This is a genomic window from Shewanella sp. DC2-4 (assembly GCF_013248875.1).
In the GTDB taxonomy this organism is placed as follows: domain Bacteria; phylum Pseudomonadota; class Gammaproteobacteria; order Enterobacterales; family Shewanellaceae; genus Shewanella; species Shewanella oncorhynchi.
The window spans coordinates 4,119,630-4,135,845 of sequence record NZ_JABRVR010000002.1; the positions used below are offsets into that span (position 1 = coordinate 4,119,630).

Sequence of the window (16,216 nt, forward strand, 5' to 3'; positions counted from 1 at the left end):
CCTATTTAACTCTGGGGTATGACTAGCGTTTGCCCTAACTGCACCACATCGGACTTCATTCCATTCGCTTGTTTGATGCTGGACATTGGCACACTGTAACGTTGCGCGATTGCAGATAAAGATTCTCCGCGACGGACCTTATGTTTAACCTTTGTCGATACCGCATCGCCAACATAGGCTGTAGGTGTTCTTTCAGTTGGCGTTCTTTCTGCTGATGCTTTTGCTGTGGTTTTGGCCGGCTTAGCACTGCTAGAGCTTCCTCCCCTTCTTTGGGCAAGCAAAGTATCCGCTGGCGGATTGTTGTGATAGTAACGGCTCACCCCCTTATAAATAGCATTGGCAATGCTCTCTTGATGGCGACTACTCGACAGTAAACGCTCTTCTTTAGGGTTTGAAATAAAGCCCGTTTCAACCAAGATGGAAGGAATATCCGGTGACTTCAGCACGGCTAAACTAGCGGACTCAGGGCGACTTTTATGCAATTGAGTCACGCCACCTAAATCTTTTAAAATATCCCCCGCTACAGAATGGCCAATTGCCATCGAACTGTTCATTGACATATCGAGCAGCGTCATAGCCAAATACTGTTCATTATCCGTGTTTTGGATAATCTCACCCGCGCCGCCCAGCAACTCAGAATGCTTCTCTTTTTGCTCTAACCAACGACCAATTTCACTATTAGCACGACGCATTGATAGCACCCATACGGAGGCGCCACGTGGGTTGGGCGAGGTAAAGGCATCCGCATGAATAGAAATCAGCAGATCCGCCTTACTGTTGCGCGCCAGTTCAGAGCGTTTATTTAAATTCACAAAATAATCACCAGTACGGATCATCACAGCACGCATGCCTGGCGTGTCATTGATTTTGCTGGAAACACGTCTGGCGATTTCTAGGGCGACCTTTTTTTCATAAACACCAGAAGGACCAATGGAGCCAGGATCGTCGCCACCATGACCCGCATCAATAGCAATGACAATATCGCGGGATGATTGCGCCGCTTGGGTGACAGTTTTAACGGGTGTAGATGACACGATAGCCGTTGCAGTAGTTAACGTTTTATCTTCTAAATCAACCACTAGACGATTGCCATAGGGCGCAGTAACAGGCAAAGAAAACAAGCTTGCATTCAATGGTTTTACGAGATCGATCACTAAACGCAAATCACCTTTAGTCGGTGACTTACTGACCCGCACGCCCTTAACCAACTTACTGTTGTTTTCAAGATTTTTAAGCACAACTTTAGCAGTGGTCTTTTTTAAATCCACCACTAAACGATTAGGGCCATCTAAAGAGAAATAGGTGTAATCAGGCACTCCACTCAAGTCAAACACGATTCGAGTTGACTCAGGCGCAGCCCAAATACGTACGCTTTCTAACTGATTAGCAGCATGGGCCACCACAGAGAAAAAAGAACACAAAGAAAGAATAATAATTTGAAAATACGGGTTATTTTTTATCATTTTAGTTTTTATTTTATCGCTTTTAATAACTTTTCACCTGGCTCAGACAAGGCCTCTATGCGTATTTCTCGCCCACTATTTTGATAACTTAAATGCATATGGACATCGGCAGCGGGCAGTAAACCCTCTCCCTTATCTGGCCATTCAACAATGCACAGACTCTTATCCGTAAAGTAATCACGGATCCCCATAAACTCGAGTTCTTCTGGATCGTTTAAACGATACAAATCAAAATGATAAACTTCGACACCTTCTAATTCATAAGGTTCAACTAAAGTGTAAGTCGGGCTTTTAACGGCTCCTTTATGGCCCAATCCCTGAATTAAGCCACGACTCAGCGTCGTTTTACCGGCTCCTAAATCACCCGTAAGATACAGAGTCAAAGGCGCTTGGACATGGCGGGCTAATTTTTGCCCAACCGCAATAGTGTCGTCTTCGTTGTCTAAGAAAAAAGTTAACTCTGTCATATCCGCTTATATCACTGCTGTTATTGATGGAGAAGCGACTCAATCCTAAAAAGGCACAGGGCACATAACAAAGTCCAGCCCCACTTAAGTCTCACATTCCGCCTAGAGTAAATCACTATTCACTAATTGGCGAATAAAAGGCATTAAATCGCTCGCTAACATGCCACGTTCTCCCTGTATTGCCGCAAGATCGGCAGCGCAACCATGTACGACTACGCCAAGCACAGTTGCCTGCATATTATCCATTCCCTGAGCCATGAGCGCGCCTATAATACCAGATAACACATCGCCACACCCACCACTGGCAAGCCCAGGGTTGCCGACTGGTGCCACTACCATTTGCTGACCATCAAAAATGACCGTTCCTGCGCCCTTTAGCAATACAACACCGCCGTACTTTTGCTGTATCGCGCGAACAGCGGCAAATCTGTCCTGTTCAATATCGACCACGGTACAACCAAGTAAACGCGCGGCCTCACCCGGATGTGGTGTTAATACCCAATTCGTTTGGCGCCTTGGTTCATTACTGAGCAGATTCAACGCATCGGCATCTAAAACACAAGGCTTATCGCTCAAGCCCACGGCTTTAAACAAATTATACCCCCAGTCATGCTTACCTAAACCAGGGCCAAGCACGATAACCTGCGCCCAACCAAGGCGCAGATACACTTCCATATCGACTAAATCACAACCCCAAAACATCAGTTCAGGACGGGAAACATTCACCGTCAGTTGATGCTCAGGTCGACTGATCACAGTGACTAATCCCGCGCCTGCACGTAGGCAAGCCTCACTTGCCAGTCTCACAGCCCCTGCCATGCCTATATCACCGCCGATGACAGTGACTTTACCCGATTGGCCTTTATGGCTATCCCTTGCTCGGGCGGCAAAATAGTCCTTAAGAGTCTCTCTTCCTACTCTTTGTGCGCTCACTTCAGCAAAGAAAGGCGTTAATCCTAAATCTGCAAATTCAAGCTCACCACTGTAATGCCGTGCCTTACCCGTTAACACACCTTGCTTTAAACCACCAAAACATAAGGTGATATCCGCCATCACAGCAACACCTACTACGGCGCCTGTATCAGCAATAACTCCAGAGGGTAAATCAAGACTCAATACCCAAGCCGAATTGTCATTGATGGCACGGATATATTTAGACATATCGTCGCGTACAGCATCATGTACCCCCGTACCTAACAGACCATCGACTATGATTTTCGCTGCGAGAATAGGTTCAACCTCTAACGGCAGTAATTTTCCACCTTCAGCAAGATAATGAGTCAATGCTTGCTGACACTCAGGCGTGCCTGCCGCTGACGTCATCATCACAGAAACGTCCATACCACTGGCACGGGCTAGACGGGCGCACACTAAAGCATCGGCACCATTGTTACCGCTGCCAGCAAGGATTAACACAGGTAAGACTTTGGAGCTATGTTTCGCTAAACACTCAAAAGCCGCCGCGCCAGCACGCTCGACCAATTCATAGAGACTAGATACTCCCTGAGACACTGCACTCAGTTCAGCTTCGCGAACTTGTGTTTGGGTGTATAGAGCTTTGGGAAATTGCGATAGATCTTGTGCCATGAAGGATCTCCTTAGACACCAATGACTCCATTTCATAATGAGTAATCTCACCATAGAAGTCTTGGCAGAATTGAGCAAGGCCAATAAAAATCAGCCAATAGATCAAGAAAGTAGCAAAAAAAGCAGCGAGAAATTATGACGTAAATCAGTTCAGGCGCAGAAACCCGCCCAAATGGAGCAAAGTAGAGTAAAAGTGGCCGATACAAAGTCGACATAAAAACCAAAGCCAGCACTGGGCTGGCTTTGAGAATCAAGAAGAAATGACGGTTTAGATATCGTCCATCCGAATCGTACTATGGACTAGACGTTGCTGCTGAGTTTTCTCTACTCGGATCAAATTGGCTAACGCATTGCGCGCATCTTCCGCCGTGGTTGAGTTAACTGTTTTTTCTAACAAACCAATCAGACGATTCTCTAGGTCTAAATGTAAGTTGAGCACATCATCTTCATTCATGTTTGCGGGCAACATAGTATCTTGGCAACGCTTAGTAAAGTCTTCAAAAGTGAAGTCTTTATACCAAGTATCAAGAATACGATGTGGTGCTTCATCCATATAATCACGCAGTTTTTCTGCCATGGTTTTTTGGTGTGATTCAAAATACTCCAACATCATTTTCACACGAGCCGAGTCAGCTTGATTGTTGAGTCGGCCATAGAGTTGCGCCATATCTAAGCGGCAATTTGCCACATACTCGAGTAGATCACGTAATTGTTGAATACGCATATAATGCACTCCATTGTCAGGCCAACTACTTGGCGCTATTAATTTTGTCTAATTCCATTATGTGAGTAAAAGCGTTAAGAATATTTGAACAAGGTCATAATTTAACTTTCACGCAGCTATCTAATTTAGGAAAACTTGAAGAAACACGCTATAGATCACGCATCTAAATCCTATCACACTGTTTTGTATAAAAGAGAAAAGCCAAAAGAGATCTCAACGCACTTTTCCCAAAGGGTATTCGTAAGTCTTTGGTTGTGCATGGTGAATCTGAGATAGAGTGCTTGAGGTAGATGGCAGTGAATCAAGACAAAATATAGACGAACTAATTGAGGGAATGATGTGAAAAAGTAGCTATTGGGGAGTTTAACGGAAGTACAGCGAAATGATTTTGATAGGGAGAGGTTCGAGCAATGATCTATGCCTTAGTCAACGGCTAAGCATTATAAGTGATAGCAATATGAGCAACACGATTGAAATGATGTTGGATAAAATAATTTTGGAGGGATTTATCGAAATTGGAGCGACATGATTTTGATCAAGAGCGGTTCGAACCGATGACCTATACCTTGACTAATTTAACAATCACAAACGTATCGCCATATCAAAAATCACCACTGAGCTAATGTCAATTGAGTAATGTGATAGTGGAATATTTAGGAAATTGGAGCGACATATCGGGTTCGAACCGATGACCTATACCTTGGCAAGGTATCGCTCTACCAACTGAGCTAATGTCGCATAATCTGTACTAATGATTTGGTAAATCACTAAGTTTTAATTTGGAGCGACATATCGGGTTCGAACCGATGACCTATACCTTGGCAAGGTATCGCTCTACCAACTGAGCTAATGTCGCATAATCTGTATTAATGATTTGGCAAATCACTAAATTTTAATTTGGAGCGACATATCGGGTTCGAACCGATGACCTATACCTTGGCAAGGTATCGCTCTACCAACTGAGCTAATGTCGCCTTTTGTATCGCTGCTACACTTGCCTTCAACATTAACAAAGGTATCGCCTATCAACCTTTATCAACTGAGCTAACGTCGCTTTTTGCATCGCTACTACATTTGCCTTCAACATTAACAAAGGTATCGCCTTTAACCTTTATCAACTGAGCTAATGTCGCATTCAATCTAAATGACCGTACATCTCTGTTCGCATCAAAAAGTTGAGGCCGCATTATATGAAAAATTCATGCGGCTGCAACCCCTTCTTGCATATTTATCTACTGATCGGTCAAATTTTAAATACTTTGCTGCGATAATACTGCAATTCAGCGATCGACTCTTGGATATCCTGCAGTGCTTGGTGAGTATTTTGCTTCTTAAAGCCCGCCATAGTTTCTGGGCTCCAACGCTTCACTAGCTCCTTAATCGTACTGACATCCACATTGCGGTAGTGGAAATAATCTTCCAGCTCGCGCATATAACGATTTAAAAAGCGTCTATCTTGACCAATGCTGTTACCACACATTGGAGAAGCACCCTTAGGAACATACTGTTCTAAGAAGGCAATCGTCTTGGCCACGGCTTGCGCTTCGGTTTCTTGGCTAGCACGAACGCGATCAATCAACCCAGACTCACCATGATGCTTTTGATTCCAATCGTCCATGGCGGCCAGCACATCATCTGACTGATGAATCGCGATAACCGGACCTTGACCGATAATATTGAGTTCTTGATCTGTCACTAAAGTGGCAATTTCAATGATCCTGTCAACGTCGGGCTCTAACCCTGTCATTTCCAAATCGATCCAAATGAGATTATTTACATCTGCCGTCATAAATCAGCCTTATCGTGTCAGTTAGCCTAAATTCAGGCTTTTTTATTCAAGAGCGTGTATCATACTGCTTTTTTCCAACACAAAAAATCACCTAATTGACGAAGACGAATCAGTGAGTAAAAAGAAACCCCTAAGCCAAGGTCAATTACGCCGTATGCGCGCTAATCACGAGAAGCGACTCAATCGTGACAGTGGCGATAAAAATACGCCAGAGTTACAGGATAGTTCATTGGGGCAAGAACAGCCCGGTACTGTGATTTCACGTTTTGGCCAACATGCCGACATAGAAACTGAAAGCGGCCAAATTGTGCGCTGTAATATTCGCCGTGCCGTCACCAGTTTAGTGACTGGCGATAAAGTGATCGTACGCTTAGCCATTGAGAGCCAAGCCAATAGCGGCATCGCAGGTATTGTTGAAGCCGTTCATCCACGTCGCTCATCACTTACACGCCCAGATTTATACGATGGCGTGAAAATTATCGCCTCGAATATCGACCAAATTTTGATTGTCTCCTCGGTATTACCCAGCTTTACCACCCAGATCATCGACCGTTATTTAGTGGCCGCTGAAGATACCGATATTCCGCCTATCATCATTTTGAATAAAATTGACTTGCTCAATCCCGATGAAGCGCAGGCAATCGATGAAGCGCTACAGCGCTACAAAGACATTGGCTATCCGGTTTATAAGGTCAGCAGCAAGCTTGGCGATGGTATCGATACCATCAAAGGCATACTCAAAGATAAAGTCAGCGTGTTTGCCGGCCAATCTGGTGTGGGTAAGTCATCAATAATCAATGCCTTGCTACCCGATGCAGAGCTTATTATCGGCGATGTTTCCGATAACTCAGGTTTAGGTCAACACACTACTACCACTGCTAAGCTGTTGCACTTACCTAGTGGCGGCGATTTAATCGACTCTCCAGGCGTGCGCGAGTTCGCCCTATGGCATCTTCCTGCACAACGTGTCGGCTGGTGTTTTATCGAGTTTCGCGAGTATCTTGGCGCATGTAAATTCCGCGATTGTAAACACGGTGACGATCCCGGCTGTGCACTGCAAGAAGCCCTGAGCCAAGGTAAGATCAGCGCAGATCGCTTTAATAATTACCATAAAATTATCGCCAGCTTAGATGAACAACGTCATGCCCGCCATTTCCGTGCGGCCACTGATGAATAACGACTTATTGATAAATAACAACAGTCTCAGCAAAGATTGAGCAGTAAGAAAAGGAATTGAAATTGGATAAAGTCAAAATAGCGCTGCAGTACATGCTGCCAAAACACTTGTTATCTCGTTTAGTGGGTAAACTCGCTGCAGCCGAAGCTGGCGCCTTAACCACTGCCGCCATCAAGTGGTTTATCAAACAATATAAAATCGACATGAGCGAAGCGGCGCAGAGCGAACCAGAAGCCTATAAAAGCTTTAATGCTTTTTTTACCCGCGCCCTTAAACCCGGTATTCGTCCGTTAGACATGGACGCCGATATCATGGTACATCCCGTCGATGGTGCGGTAAGTCAGTTAGGGCCAATCAAAAACGGTCGCATCTTCCAAGCTAAGGGTCATCACTATTCATCGTTAACTTTGCTTGGCGATCAAGCCGAAGATGCTAAACGCTTCGAAGGCGGTGATTTTGCGACTATCTATCTGGCGCCTAAAGACTATCACCGTATCCACATGCCGATTAAAGGCACGTTATCAAAAATGACCTATGTACCTGGCGAACTGTTTTCGGTGAATCCGTTAACGGCGAGACACGTACCCGGTCTGTTTGCCCGTAACGAACGTGTGGTGGCGATTTTTGAAACCGAATTAGGTCCATTGGCCATGGTATTGGTTGGCGCAACGATTGTTGCCAGTATTGAAACCGTATGGGCTGGCACAGTCACGCCGCCGACAGGTAAGCAAGTCTTCACTTGGGAATATCCAACCCAAGGCCCAGATGCCATCACCTTAGACAAAGGCGAAGAAATGGGTCGCTTCAAGTTAGGCAGTACTGTGGTGATGTTGTTTGCCAAAGACGCTATCGCGACCTTTGCTGAAGGTGTCGAAGCCGAAGCAGTAACGCGTATGGGACAAGCCTTCGCTAACCTGAAAGACGTTAAGCAAGCGGATTAAGTTTTCTTGAGTTCTGCTAAACCTTCGGGATTAATTGAATTGCATCTGGCTGTGCTGCTATTTGGTGGCACAGCTTTGTTTTCTAAATTAATCCCACTCAGTGCCCTCGACATCACCTTTCTACGCTGTATCGTCGCCGCCACTGTGTTAGGTTTGCTAGTCAAATTCAGCCGCAAACGGCTAACGCTGGCAAGCAAACAAGATTATCTGGTCGCCATTGGCATGATTGCATTTTTCACCTATCCGGTGATGACAGTGATTGCCGAGCCGTTGCTGACAGGTAATAAGATAAAATTACACGATATGCTCAGTGGTGTATTAGTGCTGATTGGGGTGATATTACTGATCCCTGAGGCCAATTTAGGTAACGACACTACGCTAGGCATTGCCATCGGCATAGTATCCGCCATCTTGTTCACCACCCGTAACTTATTGCACAAACGCTACTTTTCCCAGTACAGCGGCCCCCATGCCATGTTCTATCAAACTTTAGTCGCTGTTGTATTCCTGATGCCGTGGCACCAAACGGAACTGGGCAGTATCTCATTAGAAGTGTGGGGATTAATTATTTTACTCGGCGTCGTCTTTACCGCAGCGCCACATGCGCTATTTACTTCTGCGCTGAGGCAACTCAGCGCCAAAACGGTTGGGCTAGTCTCTTGCTTACAGCCCTTTTATGGCGCCATGTTAGCGCTGATCATTTTAGGTGAAGAGCTCAATCTCAACACCCTAATTGGTGGCACTATCATAGTCGCTACCGCCATCTTCGAAACCCATCAATCGCACCAATCACAGCGGCGAAAAAAGAACGCCTGAAACATACCAATCTCAACGCAATTTGGCTAATATGGAGCGTCTTTCGCCCCTAAATGTCTTTAGCCTATATGCCACGTATTTTATTGTTCATTATTGCTTTTTTCACATTTTCCGCACTTGCCAATTCGCCTTTGCAGTTGGACAAACGTCTTGGCATGAACAAGCAAGAACAGCAACAAAATCTCAGCATTGACGAACAAATTAACGAACTAAAAATTAACATAGAAAAACTCGCCGCCAACGCAGCCAGTTTCCAACAAGCGCAGATTGATTTTGAGCAACATAAGAAGCGCACTAATCAAGCGCTGAAAGACGCCTATAAGCCTTTATCACTAGAAAAAGGTACTGACCTCAGCCAGCAGGCTTCCATGGCCTATATTCGCTTGTCTGAACTTAAAGAAAGCGAATCCACCCTTGGCCGGCAAGTTAACGATTTATTGCTACGTCACAATGACTTACCTACCGTTATCGCCAGCGCGAGGCAAACTGTCGCCCAAAACAAAAAAGCAGAACTCGCCCCGCTAGATACCCCTACGGGAGAGTTACAGCAAACTCAACGACTCTTCTTTGAACAAAGCCTTGCCACCGATGAAGCAGAACTTGCCAGCAGCCAAAAACGCATTGAACTGACGCAATTACAATTACAGCTAGTCCGCCAACAACTGGTGCAGCAAGAAGCCTTGATCGAAACCATCAACAAGGCAATCAATAAACAACGTCAGCAACAAACGGATGCCACCCTAGCCAAAAACTTAGTTAATACCGAAAAAGTCATCGATCCTATCACCCGTAATATTGCCGACACTAACCAGATTTACGGCCAAAAGCTGCAAACGTTAACTTTGCAGATCAATAATGTGGTCGAACAGCAGGAACAGGCTGAAACCCAATATCAATCCCAAGCCAAACAACTGGCAAACATCCAAGAGCAGATCACTTGGGTCAAAATGAACTCCGCCTTTGGTGAGCGCTTTTTGCAAATGTTGCAATCACTGCCTAAACCACCGAATCACGAAAAACTGCAAACGCTGATCGCCGATGCGCGCTTAGACAGATACCATTTAGAGCAGCAACAAGCCCTCAATGAGCAAGAATTAGAACAACCCGGCTTATACAATGAGCAGCAGATTAAGCTCTTACACTCGCAACAGAGTTTGATCTCGCAGTTGATGCAAAGCTATGACCAATACTTGAGTGAATTAGGCAAGCTGAAGGTCAATTACCAACAACTGAGTCAACAGAATCTCACCCTCAAAAATACCCTTAACGAACATTTATTCTGGGTGCCTAACGCTGCAAGTATCAGTAAGTTATGGCTTACGGATCTTGAGCGCAGCACGGTTTGGCTTGTGCAACAAGCACAGTGGGATGAACTGGGAAAAGCCTGGGATGAACAAAACGATTATTGGTCTTGGTGGATCATATTGCTGGTACTGTGTTTAGTCGTACAGGACTTAATCACGCCTAAATTCAATCGCTTGCTAAATCATTACACTACTTATGTGGGCAATGTGACCCAAGATAAATTCATTTACACTCTCAAAGCGCTCGCCTGCAGTATCAGCTATGCGTTGATAAAACCTTTCCCAGTGATCATGGCGGGATTGATTTTCTATCATTCCGATCGCAATTTTGTGCAAGCAGTGGGTATGGGCATACTGGCGATTGGTTTAGTGTATCTCTTATATCGCTTTATCTTTATTCTGACGCTCGACAAAGGCGTACTCGTGGGCCATTTCAAACGCCCCTCAAAACTCATTCAAGCGGGACAATCACGGCTCAGACACTTTGTGCTGATTGCTAGCCCATTATTGGGTCTGATGGGCTTTACCGAAGTGCTCGACACATCACTGGTGCGTAATAGCATAGGCCGCGGCGCATTCATTATTTTCTGTATCGTTTTATTCTTGTTATACAAAGATATTTTAATCCTGAGCCGTAAAAACTCAGATGCCAAGAAAGACGGTAAAAACAAAAAACTCATTCAGAAAATGCTCTGGACCTTGCTGATTTCTGTGCCGCTTTTAAGCGCAGTGTTAGCCTTTAGGGGTTACTACTTCACCGCTTTCCAAATGCTGTTACAACTGCAATTATCTATCGTGCTGGGTCTGGGTTTCTTGCTCTTATACCAATTGATCAAACGGTGGATGTTAATCGAACGCCGCCGTATCGCCTTCGATCGCGCTAAGGCAAAACGTGCCGAACGCTTAGCACAAAGGGAAAAAGGCGAAACGCATCATCCTTCCGTCGATGGACTCGATACCTACGAAGAACCCGTAGTCGATCTCGAAACCATTTCGAGCCAATCCCTTGGCCTAGTGCGTTCACTCTTGTTATTGGCCTTTTTAGCCAGTTTGATTGGTCTGTGGACTCAAACCCATACGGCGCTGTTTTCTTTCCTCGACGGCATTACGCTGTGGACGACCAATACCAGCGTTAATGGCCTAGAACAACAATTGCCCATTACCATGAAGTCCTTGATGTTTGGCCTGATAGTGGTCGGTTTCTCGCTGATGATTGCTACCAATCTCCCCGGCTTACTTGAGTTGATGATCCTACAAAGACTCGATCTCTCCCCCGGCACAGGGTTTGCGATCACAACCGTCAGTCGTTATCTGGTGGTTTTCCTCGGACTATTAATCGGCTTCTCTAATCTCGGGATGGAATGGTCTAAGTTACAATGGCTGATTGCCGCACTGTCGCTCGGTTTAGGTTTTGGTTTACAAGAGATTTTTGCCAACTTTATTTCGGGTCTGATCATATTATTTGAAAAGCCAGTGCGGATTGGCGACACAGTGACAATTCGCGATTTAACAGGGACAGTCAGTAAAATCCAAATTCGGGCGACCACCATTATCGATTGGGATAGAAAGGAAATCATCATCCCGAACAAGGCCTTTATCACAGAGCAGCTGATCAACTGGTCTTTGTCAGATCCTATTACGCGGGTCATTGTTTATGTGTCGGTGGCGCGGGATTCTGATCCAGCCAAAGTCGAAGCGACCCTGTACCAAGCGGTGCAAGAATGTGAAGATGCACTTGCCAGCCCAGAACCTGAAGTCTGGTTTGCAGGCTTTGGTAAACACACCCAAGATTATGAAGTGCGCGCCTATGCAAAAGATATGTCGGCACGCTGGCCACTGCGCCATGATTTACATAAACGAGTGACTAAAAAACTCAAAGAAAACAATCTCGAACTCGCCTACCCGCAGATGGAAATCCATATTAAGAATGGTCAAAGTCGAGAGCAACAAGGCATTATTAGAAGCTAATAGGATCGCAGAACATGCTTATTTTTGCTCACCGCGGCGCCAGCGGTTATCAGGCCGAAAATACCTTAGCCGCCATGGCTAAAGCGTTAGAATTGGGTGCGCAAGCCGTCGAACTCGATGTACATAATGTCGAAGGTGAGTTAGTCGTGTTTCACGACCGAAGGCTTGATAATAAAAGCTCGGGCACGGGCGTCATTCACTTAGTGAGCAAGGACTATCTAGCAAGCATCAATGTGAAAGGTGAATCCATTCCGACGCTATGGCAAGTACTTGAGCTGATTGCGGGGCGCTGCATAGTCAATATAGAGTTAAAAGGCATTAATACCGTCACGCCGTTAATCGACTTATACCCAAAGGCTATGAGTCAGCTTGGGTTTACCAAGGAGCAGTTACTGATCTCTTCCTTTAATCACCCCTATCTACATGAACTTAAACAGGCGTTGCCGGATGCGTTAGTCGCACCGTTGCTTGCCAGTATTCCACTCGATGGGGCTGCCGTGGTAAGCGAACTGAATGCCTATTCATTGCATTTAGATGTGAGTTTTATCAGCCAAGCGCTAGTAGACGACGCCCATAACCGAGGTGCCAAGGTTTATGTTTATACTGTCGATCATATTGATGATATTCATGCACTTAAGCAGATAGGCGTCGATGGCGTGTTCAGCAATTACCCCGATCGCGCCATGCAAGCCTTAACTCAAAAGGCAATGGCCAATTACTCTGGCTACTTTGAGTAACGGCCAAAATAATAATGATATTAAGCTTGGCTATTTCGCTGAGCCCAATAACCGATAAAAATAAACATGGCCACAATTAACAGAAACATCCAATGGGATGGCATAGCCACTATATGTCTTGCCACCCAAGGCGTGGCTTTCACGATCAATAGTCCATAGCCAAAGGCATTCACAATAATAAAAACAAATGTTCGCAGCACAAAAGAATGCCCCAACAAATGACGCCTTAAGATACGATTTACATCCGCTGAAAAAACCAAAATAAGACACACCACCATAGCGGTAGCAATATCGAAGGCCCAAGGGCGAAGCATATTGCCTAACTGGGCAATAATGGCGACTAATTGATCAAACATAGACTTAACCTAAAAAGATGCAGCGCAATCCATCTGAGTGGCCGCGACAGCGTATTGAAAAATAACAATAACCAAGCATAAAGGGAGACGCCATGGGGCACAAGTTACTCTTGCTAACAAAGGCAAATCAACAGTACCGCGACTTGATTGAGGCGCAGAGTCTCCCAGATTTAACGTTACTCGATGATAATCCTGCGGGCATAATTGAAGCAGATATTTGGTTAGCCGAACCTAAACTCGCCGCGCCCCTATTACCCCATGCTAAAAATCTGCAATGGTTACAATCAAGCTTTGCTGGCATAGATGCCCTGATGAGTCCAAGGGGCAGAAAAGACTATCAACTCACCAATATTAAAGGCATTTTCGGCCCGCTGATGAGCGAGTATCTATTCGGCTATTTACTCGCGCATGTCCGCAGCCATCGTTTTTATCGCCAGCAACAAGGACAAAAACAGTGGCTGATTCAACCCCAGCAACGCCACTCAAGTTTACAGGGCATGCGATTGCTCTTGCTTGGCACAGGGTCAATAGCCCAGCATTTAGCGAAAACTGCAAAACACTTTGGCATGCATGTTACTGGTATCAATAGCAGCGGTAATGCCGTAGAAGGTTTTGATATCATAGAAGCTATGTCCAATTTAGGCCAAGTGTTAACACAGGCAGATGTGGTTGCAAATCTACTGCCAAGCACTACTGCAACGTACAATCTTCTCAATGCTGACATGTTAGCTATGTTAAAAACGGATGCAGTGCTGTTTAATGTTGGCCGCGGTGATGCACTCGATCTCGATGCACTCAATATCCAGCTTATCGCTAATCCTAGTCAGCAAGCGATCCTCGATGTATTTGCTCAGGAACCTTTGCCCAATAGCCATCCTATTTGGGAACGGGAAAATGCCGTGATCACGCCGCATATTTCGGCGCCAAGCCATCCTGCACAAATCGTCGATATCTTTAGCCAAAACTATCGCCGCTACATCATGGGTGAACCGCTGCAGAATAGAGTCGACTTTAGTAAAGGTTATTAGATCAGAGATAAGAAATTGAGTTAGAAATCAGTAAAAGAAAAGGCAATAGTCAGACTATTGCCTTTTTATCTTAAATTTTAGGTGGTTAAATCCTAAAGCTGCGCTTTAAGAATTGCTCGACCAATACCGAGTGAGAATCCATCTCGCGGGTCACTTCGTCATTCAAGCCGACCATTTCACTGCCGAGTTGATGACTAGAATGGGTAAATTGCGACACATTCACCACGCTGCGATTCATCTCATTTGCCACACTCGATTGCTCTTCTACCGCGCTGGCAATATGGTGCGTCATATCGGTAATGGTCGAAATGGCCTCACGAATCGTACGTAATGCCGTACCCGCTAAATCCGCCGTTGAAATACATTCGGAAGCGGCAACCACTCCTTGCTGCATACTGATAACAGCTTTATTCGTCCCCTGCTGCAACAGATTAATCATACTGTGGATTTCTTTGGTGGCATCGTGAGTACGTTGTGCCAGCGCCCGTACTTCGTCAGCAACGACAGCGAAGCCACGACCTTGCTCACCCGCTCTAGCCGCTTCAATTGCTGCATTCAATGCCAGCAAATTCGTCTGCCCCGCAATACTCTGAATCACATCGAGCACAGTGCCAATATCTTTACTATGGGCTTCTAACTCAGTAATAACTTTTGACGTTTGTTGCAGTTGCTCCGCCATCGCTTGAATCGAGCGAATAGTACTCGACACCGTTTTATCACCATTGATGGTTTCAGCGGATGCCATTTGTGTGGCACTCGCCGCATCGGCACAATTGGAGGACATATCGCCTAATGTGGCGGTCATTTCCTGCATCGCTGTAGCAACTTGTTCTATTTCAGATAGTTGAGCCTGACTGGTACTCTGGATTTGTTTGCCCTTGGCGGCAGATATTTTGGCCTGTTCTGACACGTTATAACAGGAATCCGATGCACGCCCAAGAATCGACTTAAGCTCTGAATTCTGCATTTGCAGTGCTAAATCAATCGCGCCAAGATCATCACTGCTTCCACTATAAATATGCGCCATCAAGGGGTTATCGTAGATATGCTTTGCCTTAGCCACTATCGCGTAATAGCGACTCAGCACCAGATTACCGCCCACCAGCAATACTAGAACGCTTATCGCTAGGGCAATAAAGCCCATTAAGCCAATTTGCAGAGCAAGGTAAAACATAGGTAGCATGGCAACCAATGCGAGTAACAGCAATTTAACTGGCATATCCAAGGTACGTTTTAACGCACTGACGCTGCCCTTTTTGTTCAACTCTGCATAGGCTATTTCTGCACGCTTAACCTGATCGCGTGTGGGTTTAGTGCGTACAGATTGAAACTCGACGACTTTGCCATTAACTGAAATCGGTGAGACATAGGCATCGACCCAATAGTGATCGCCATTGGCGCAGCGGTTTTTCACTATCCCTTTCCAAGGCTCGCCTTTTTTGATACATCGCCACAGATCTTCAAACGCTTGCGGAGGCATATCTGGATGACGCACCATGTTGTGGGGCTTGCCTAGCATGGCATCGAGTTCATAACCGGCAACGGTACAGAAAGATTGGTTGGCGTAAGTGATATGACTTTGAGTATCCGTGGTCGACAATAAAATCCAATCCGCTGGATAATCATATTCTCGCTGTGTAACTGGTAGATTAGTTCTCATGAAACCTTATGGATCTTTGATTAATTCTTCGTTATTCATCCATGAGTTATCCATCCGTGAGGCATCATCACCCTGACTCTGTATTCCTAAACCTACTTCTAAAACTGCCTAGCTTTTTAGTGCTAAAACACACCTAGCATAGACGATAAAACGTGCGCCATGTAACAAAAGCGTTAAAGTATGAAAATCACCCAAAAAA

At 45.4% G+C, this 16,216-nt stretch carries 13 protein-coding genes and 3 tRNA genes; 6 read left to right on the top strand and 10 right to left on the bottom strand.

Annotated features, from left to right (window positions below; translation table 11 throughout):
* Positions 1-5 precede the first annotated feature (5 nt).
* The 8 genes from HQQ92_RS18665 to orn form a co-directional block, all read right to left on the bottom strand.
* Positions 6-1,463 carry an N-acetylmuramoyl-L-alanine amidase gene (locus HQQ92_RS18665; protein WP_173247558.1) on the bottom strand — a complete coding sequence of 486 codons (1,458 nt, stop codon included), beginning with the start codon at positions 1,461-1,463 and terminating at the stop codon, positions 6-8.
* Between the two features lie 8 nt (positions 1,464-1,471).
* Complete coding sequence (gene tsaE, locus HQQ92_RS18670) at positions 1,472-1,930, bottom strand: tRNA (adenosine(37)-N6)-threonylcarbamoyltransferase complex ATPase subunit type 1 TsaE (protein ID WP_028761764.1); 459 nt, start codon at positions 1,928-1,930, stop codon at positions 1,472-1,474.
* A 102-nt stretch (positions 1,931-2,032) separates the two neighbouring features.
* A complete protein-coding gene (locus tag HQQ92_RS18675) occupies positions 2,033-3,517 on the bottom strand; it encodes an NAD(P)H-hydrate dehydratase (protein WP_173247561.1) in 1,485 nt (494 codons plus the stop codon).
* 268 nt (positions 3,518-3,785) lie between these two features.
* The gene (locus HQQ92_RS18680) at positions 3,786-4,241 is read right to left on the bottom strand and encodes a hypothetical protein (protein ID WP_028761762.1); all 456 of its coding nucleotides are present in this window, start codon (positions 4,239-4,241) and stop codon (positions 3,786-3,788) included.
* A gap of 662 nt (positions 4,242-4,903) precedes the next feature.
* Positions 4,904-4,979 (bottom strand) — tRNA-Gly (locus HQQ92_RS18685).
* Between the two features lie 42 nt (positions 4,980-5,021).
* A tRNA-Gly gene (locus HQQ92_RS18690) sits at positions 5,022-5,097 on the bottom strand.
* 42 nt (positions 5,098-5,139) lie between these two features.
* A tRNA-Gly gene (locus HQQ92_RS18695) sits at positions 5,140-5,215 on the bottom strand.
* A gap of 269 nt (positions 5,216-5,484) precedes the next feature.
* Positions 5,485-6,030 carry an oligoribonuclease gene (gene orn, locus HQQ92_RS18700; protein ID WP_006080044.1) on the bottom strand — a complete coding sequence of 182 codons (546 nt, stop codon included), beginning with the start codon at positions 6,028-6,030 and terminating at the stop codon, positions 5,485-5,487.
* A 112-nt stretch (positions 6,031-6,142) separates the two neighbouring features.
* Here orn and rsgA point away from each other — a divergent pair, with 112 nt between their 5' ends.
* From rsgA to HQQ92_RS18725, 5 genes are all read left to right on the top strand, one after another.
* Positions 6,143-7,207 (top strand): small ribosomal subunit biogenesis GTPase RsgA, encoded by a 1,065-nt coding sequence (gene rsgA / locus HQQ92_RS18705; RefSeq protein WP_105250279.1) that lies wholly within the window; start codon positions 6,143-6,145, stop codon positions 7,205-7,207.
* A 62-nt stretch (positions 7,208-7,269) separates the two neighbouring features.
* Positions 7,270-8,148 (top strand): archaetidylserine decarboxylase, encoded by an 879-nt coding sequence (gene asd / locus HQQ92_RS18710; RefSeq protein ID WP_028761759.1) that lies wholly within the window; start codon positions 7,270-7,272, stop codon positions 8,146-8,148.
* Between the two features lie 6 nt (positions 8,149-8,154).
* Positions 8,155-8,964, top strand: a complete 810-nt coding sequence (locus HQQ92_RS18715; protein WP_173247564.1) for a DMT family transporter — start codon at positions 8,155-8,157, stop codon at positions 8,962-8,964.
* A 68-nt stretch (positions 8,965-9,032) separates the two neighbouring features.
* Positions 9,033-12,236 carry a mechanosensitive ion channel domain-containing protein gene (locus HQQ92_RS18720; RefSeq protein ID WP_173248726.1) on the top strand — a complete coding sequence of 1,068 codons (3,204 nt, stop codon included), beginning with the start codon at positions 9,033-9,035 and terminating at the stop codon, positions 12,234-12,236.
* Positions 12,237-12,250: 14 nt separating this feature from the next.
* Entirely contained in the window at positions 12,251-12,973 is a 723-nt protein-coding gene (locus tag HQQ92_RS18725; RefSeq protein ID WP_173247567.1) for a glycerophosphodiester phosphodiesterase family protein, read from the top strand.
* A 20-nt stretch (positions 12,974-12,993) separates the two neighbouring features.
* Here the strand turns inward: HQQ92_RS18725 and HQQ92_RS18730 are convergent, their stop codons facing one another.
* On the bottom strand, positions 12,994-13,329 hold the full coding sequence (locus HQQ92_RS18730; RefSeq protein WP_113939153.1) for a DUF3392 domain-containing protein: 336 nt from the start codon (positions 13,327-13,329) through the stop codon (positions 12,994-12,996).
* A 92-nt stretch (positions 13,330-13,421) separates the two neighbouring features.
* On the opposite strand from HQQ92_RS18730, the gene HQQ92_RS18735 reads away from it, so the two are divergent.
* Positions 13,422-14,357: a D-2-hydroxyacid dehydrogenase gene (locus tag HQQ92_RS18735; protein WP_173247570.1), complete on the top strand. Its 936-nt coding sequence runs from the start codon at positions 13,422-13,424 to the stop codon at positions 14,355-14,357.
* Positions 14,358-14,442: 85 nt separating this feature from the next.
* Here HQQ92_RS18735 and HQQ92_RS18740 read toward each other — a convergent pair whose 3' ends face one another.
* Positions 14,443-16,017: a PAS domain-containing methyl-accepting chemotaxis protein gene (locus tag HQQ92_RS18740; RefSeq protein ID WP_173247573.1), complete on the bottom strand. Its 1,575-nt coding sequence runs from the start codon at positions 16,015-16,017 to the stop codon at positions 14,443-14,445.
* Positions 16,018-16,216: the final 199 nt, after the last annotated feature.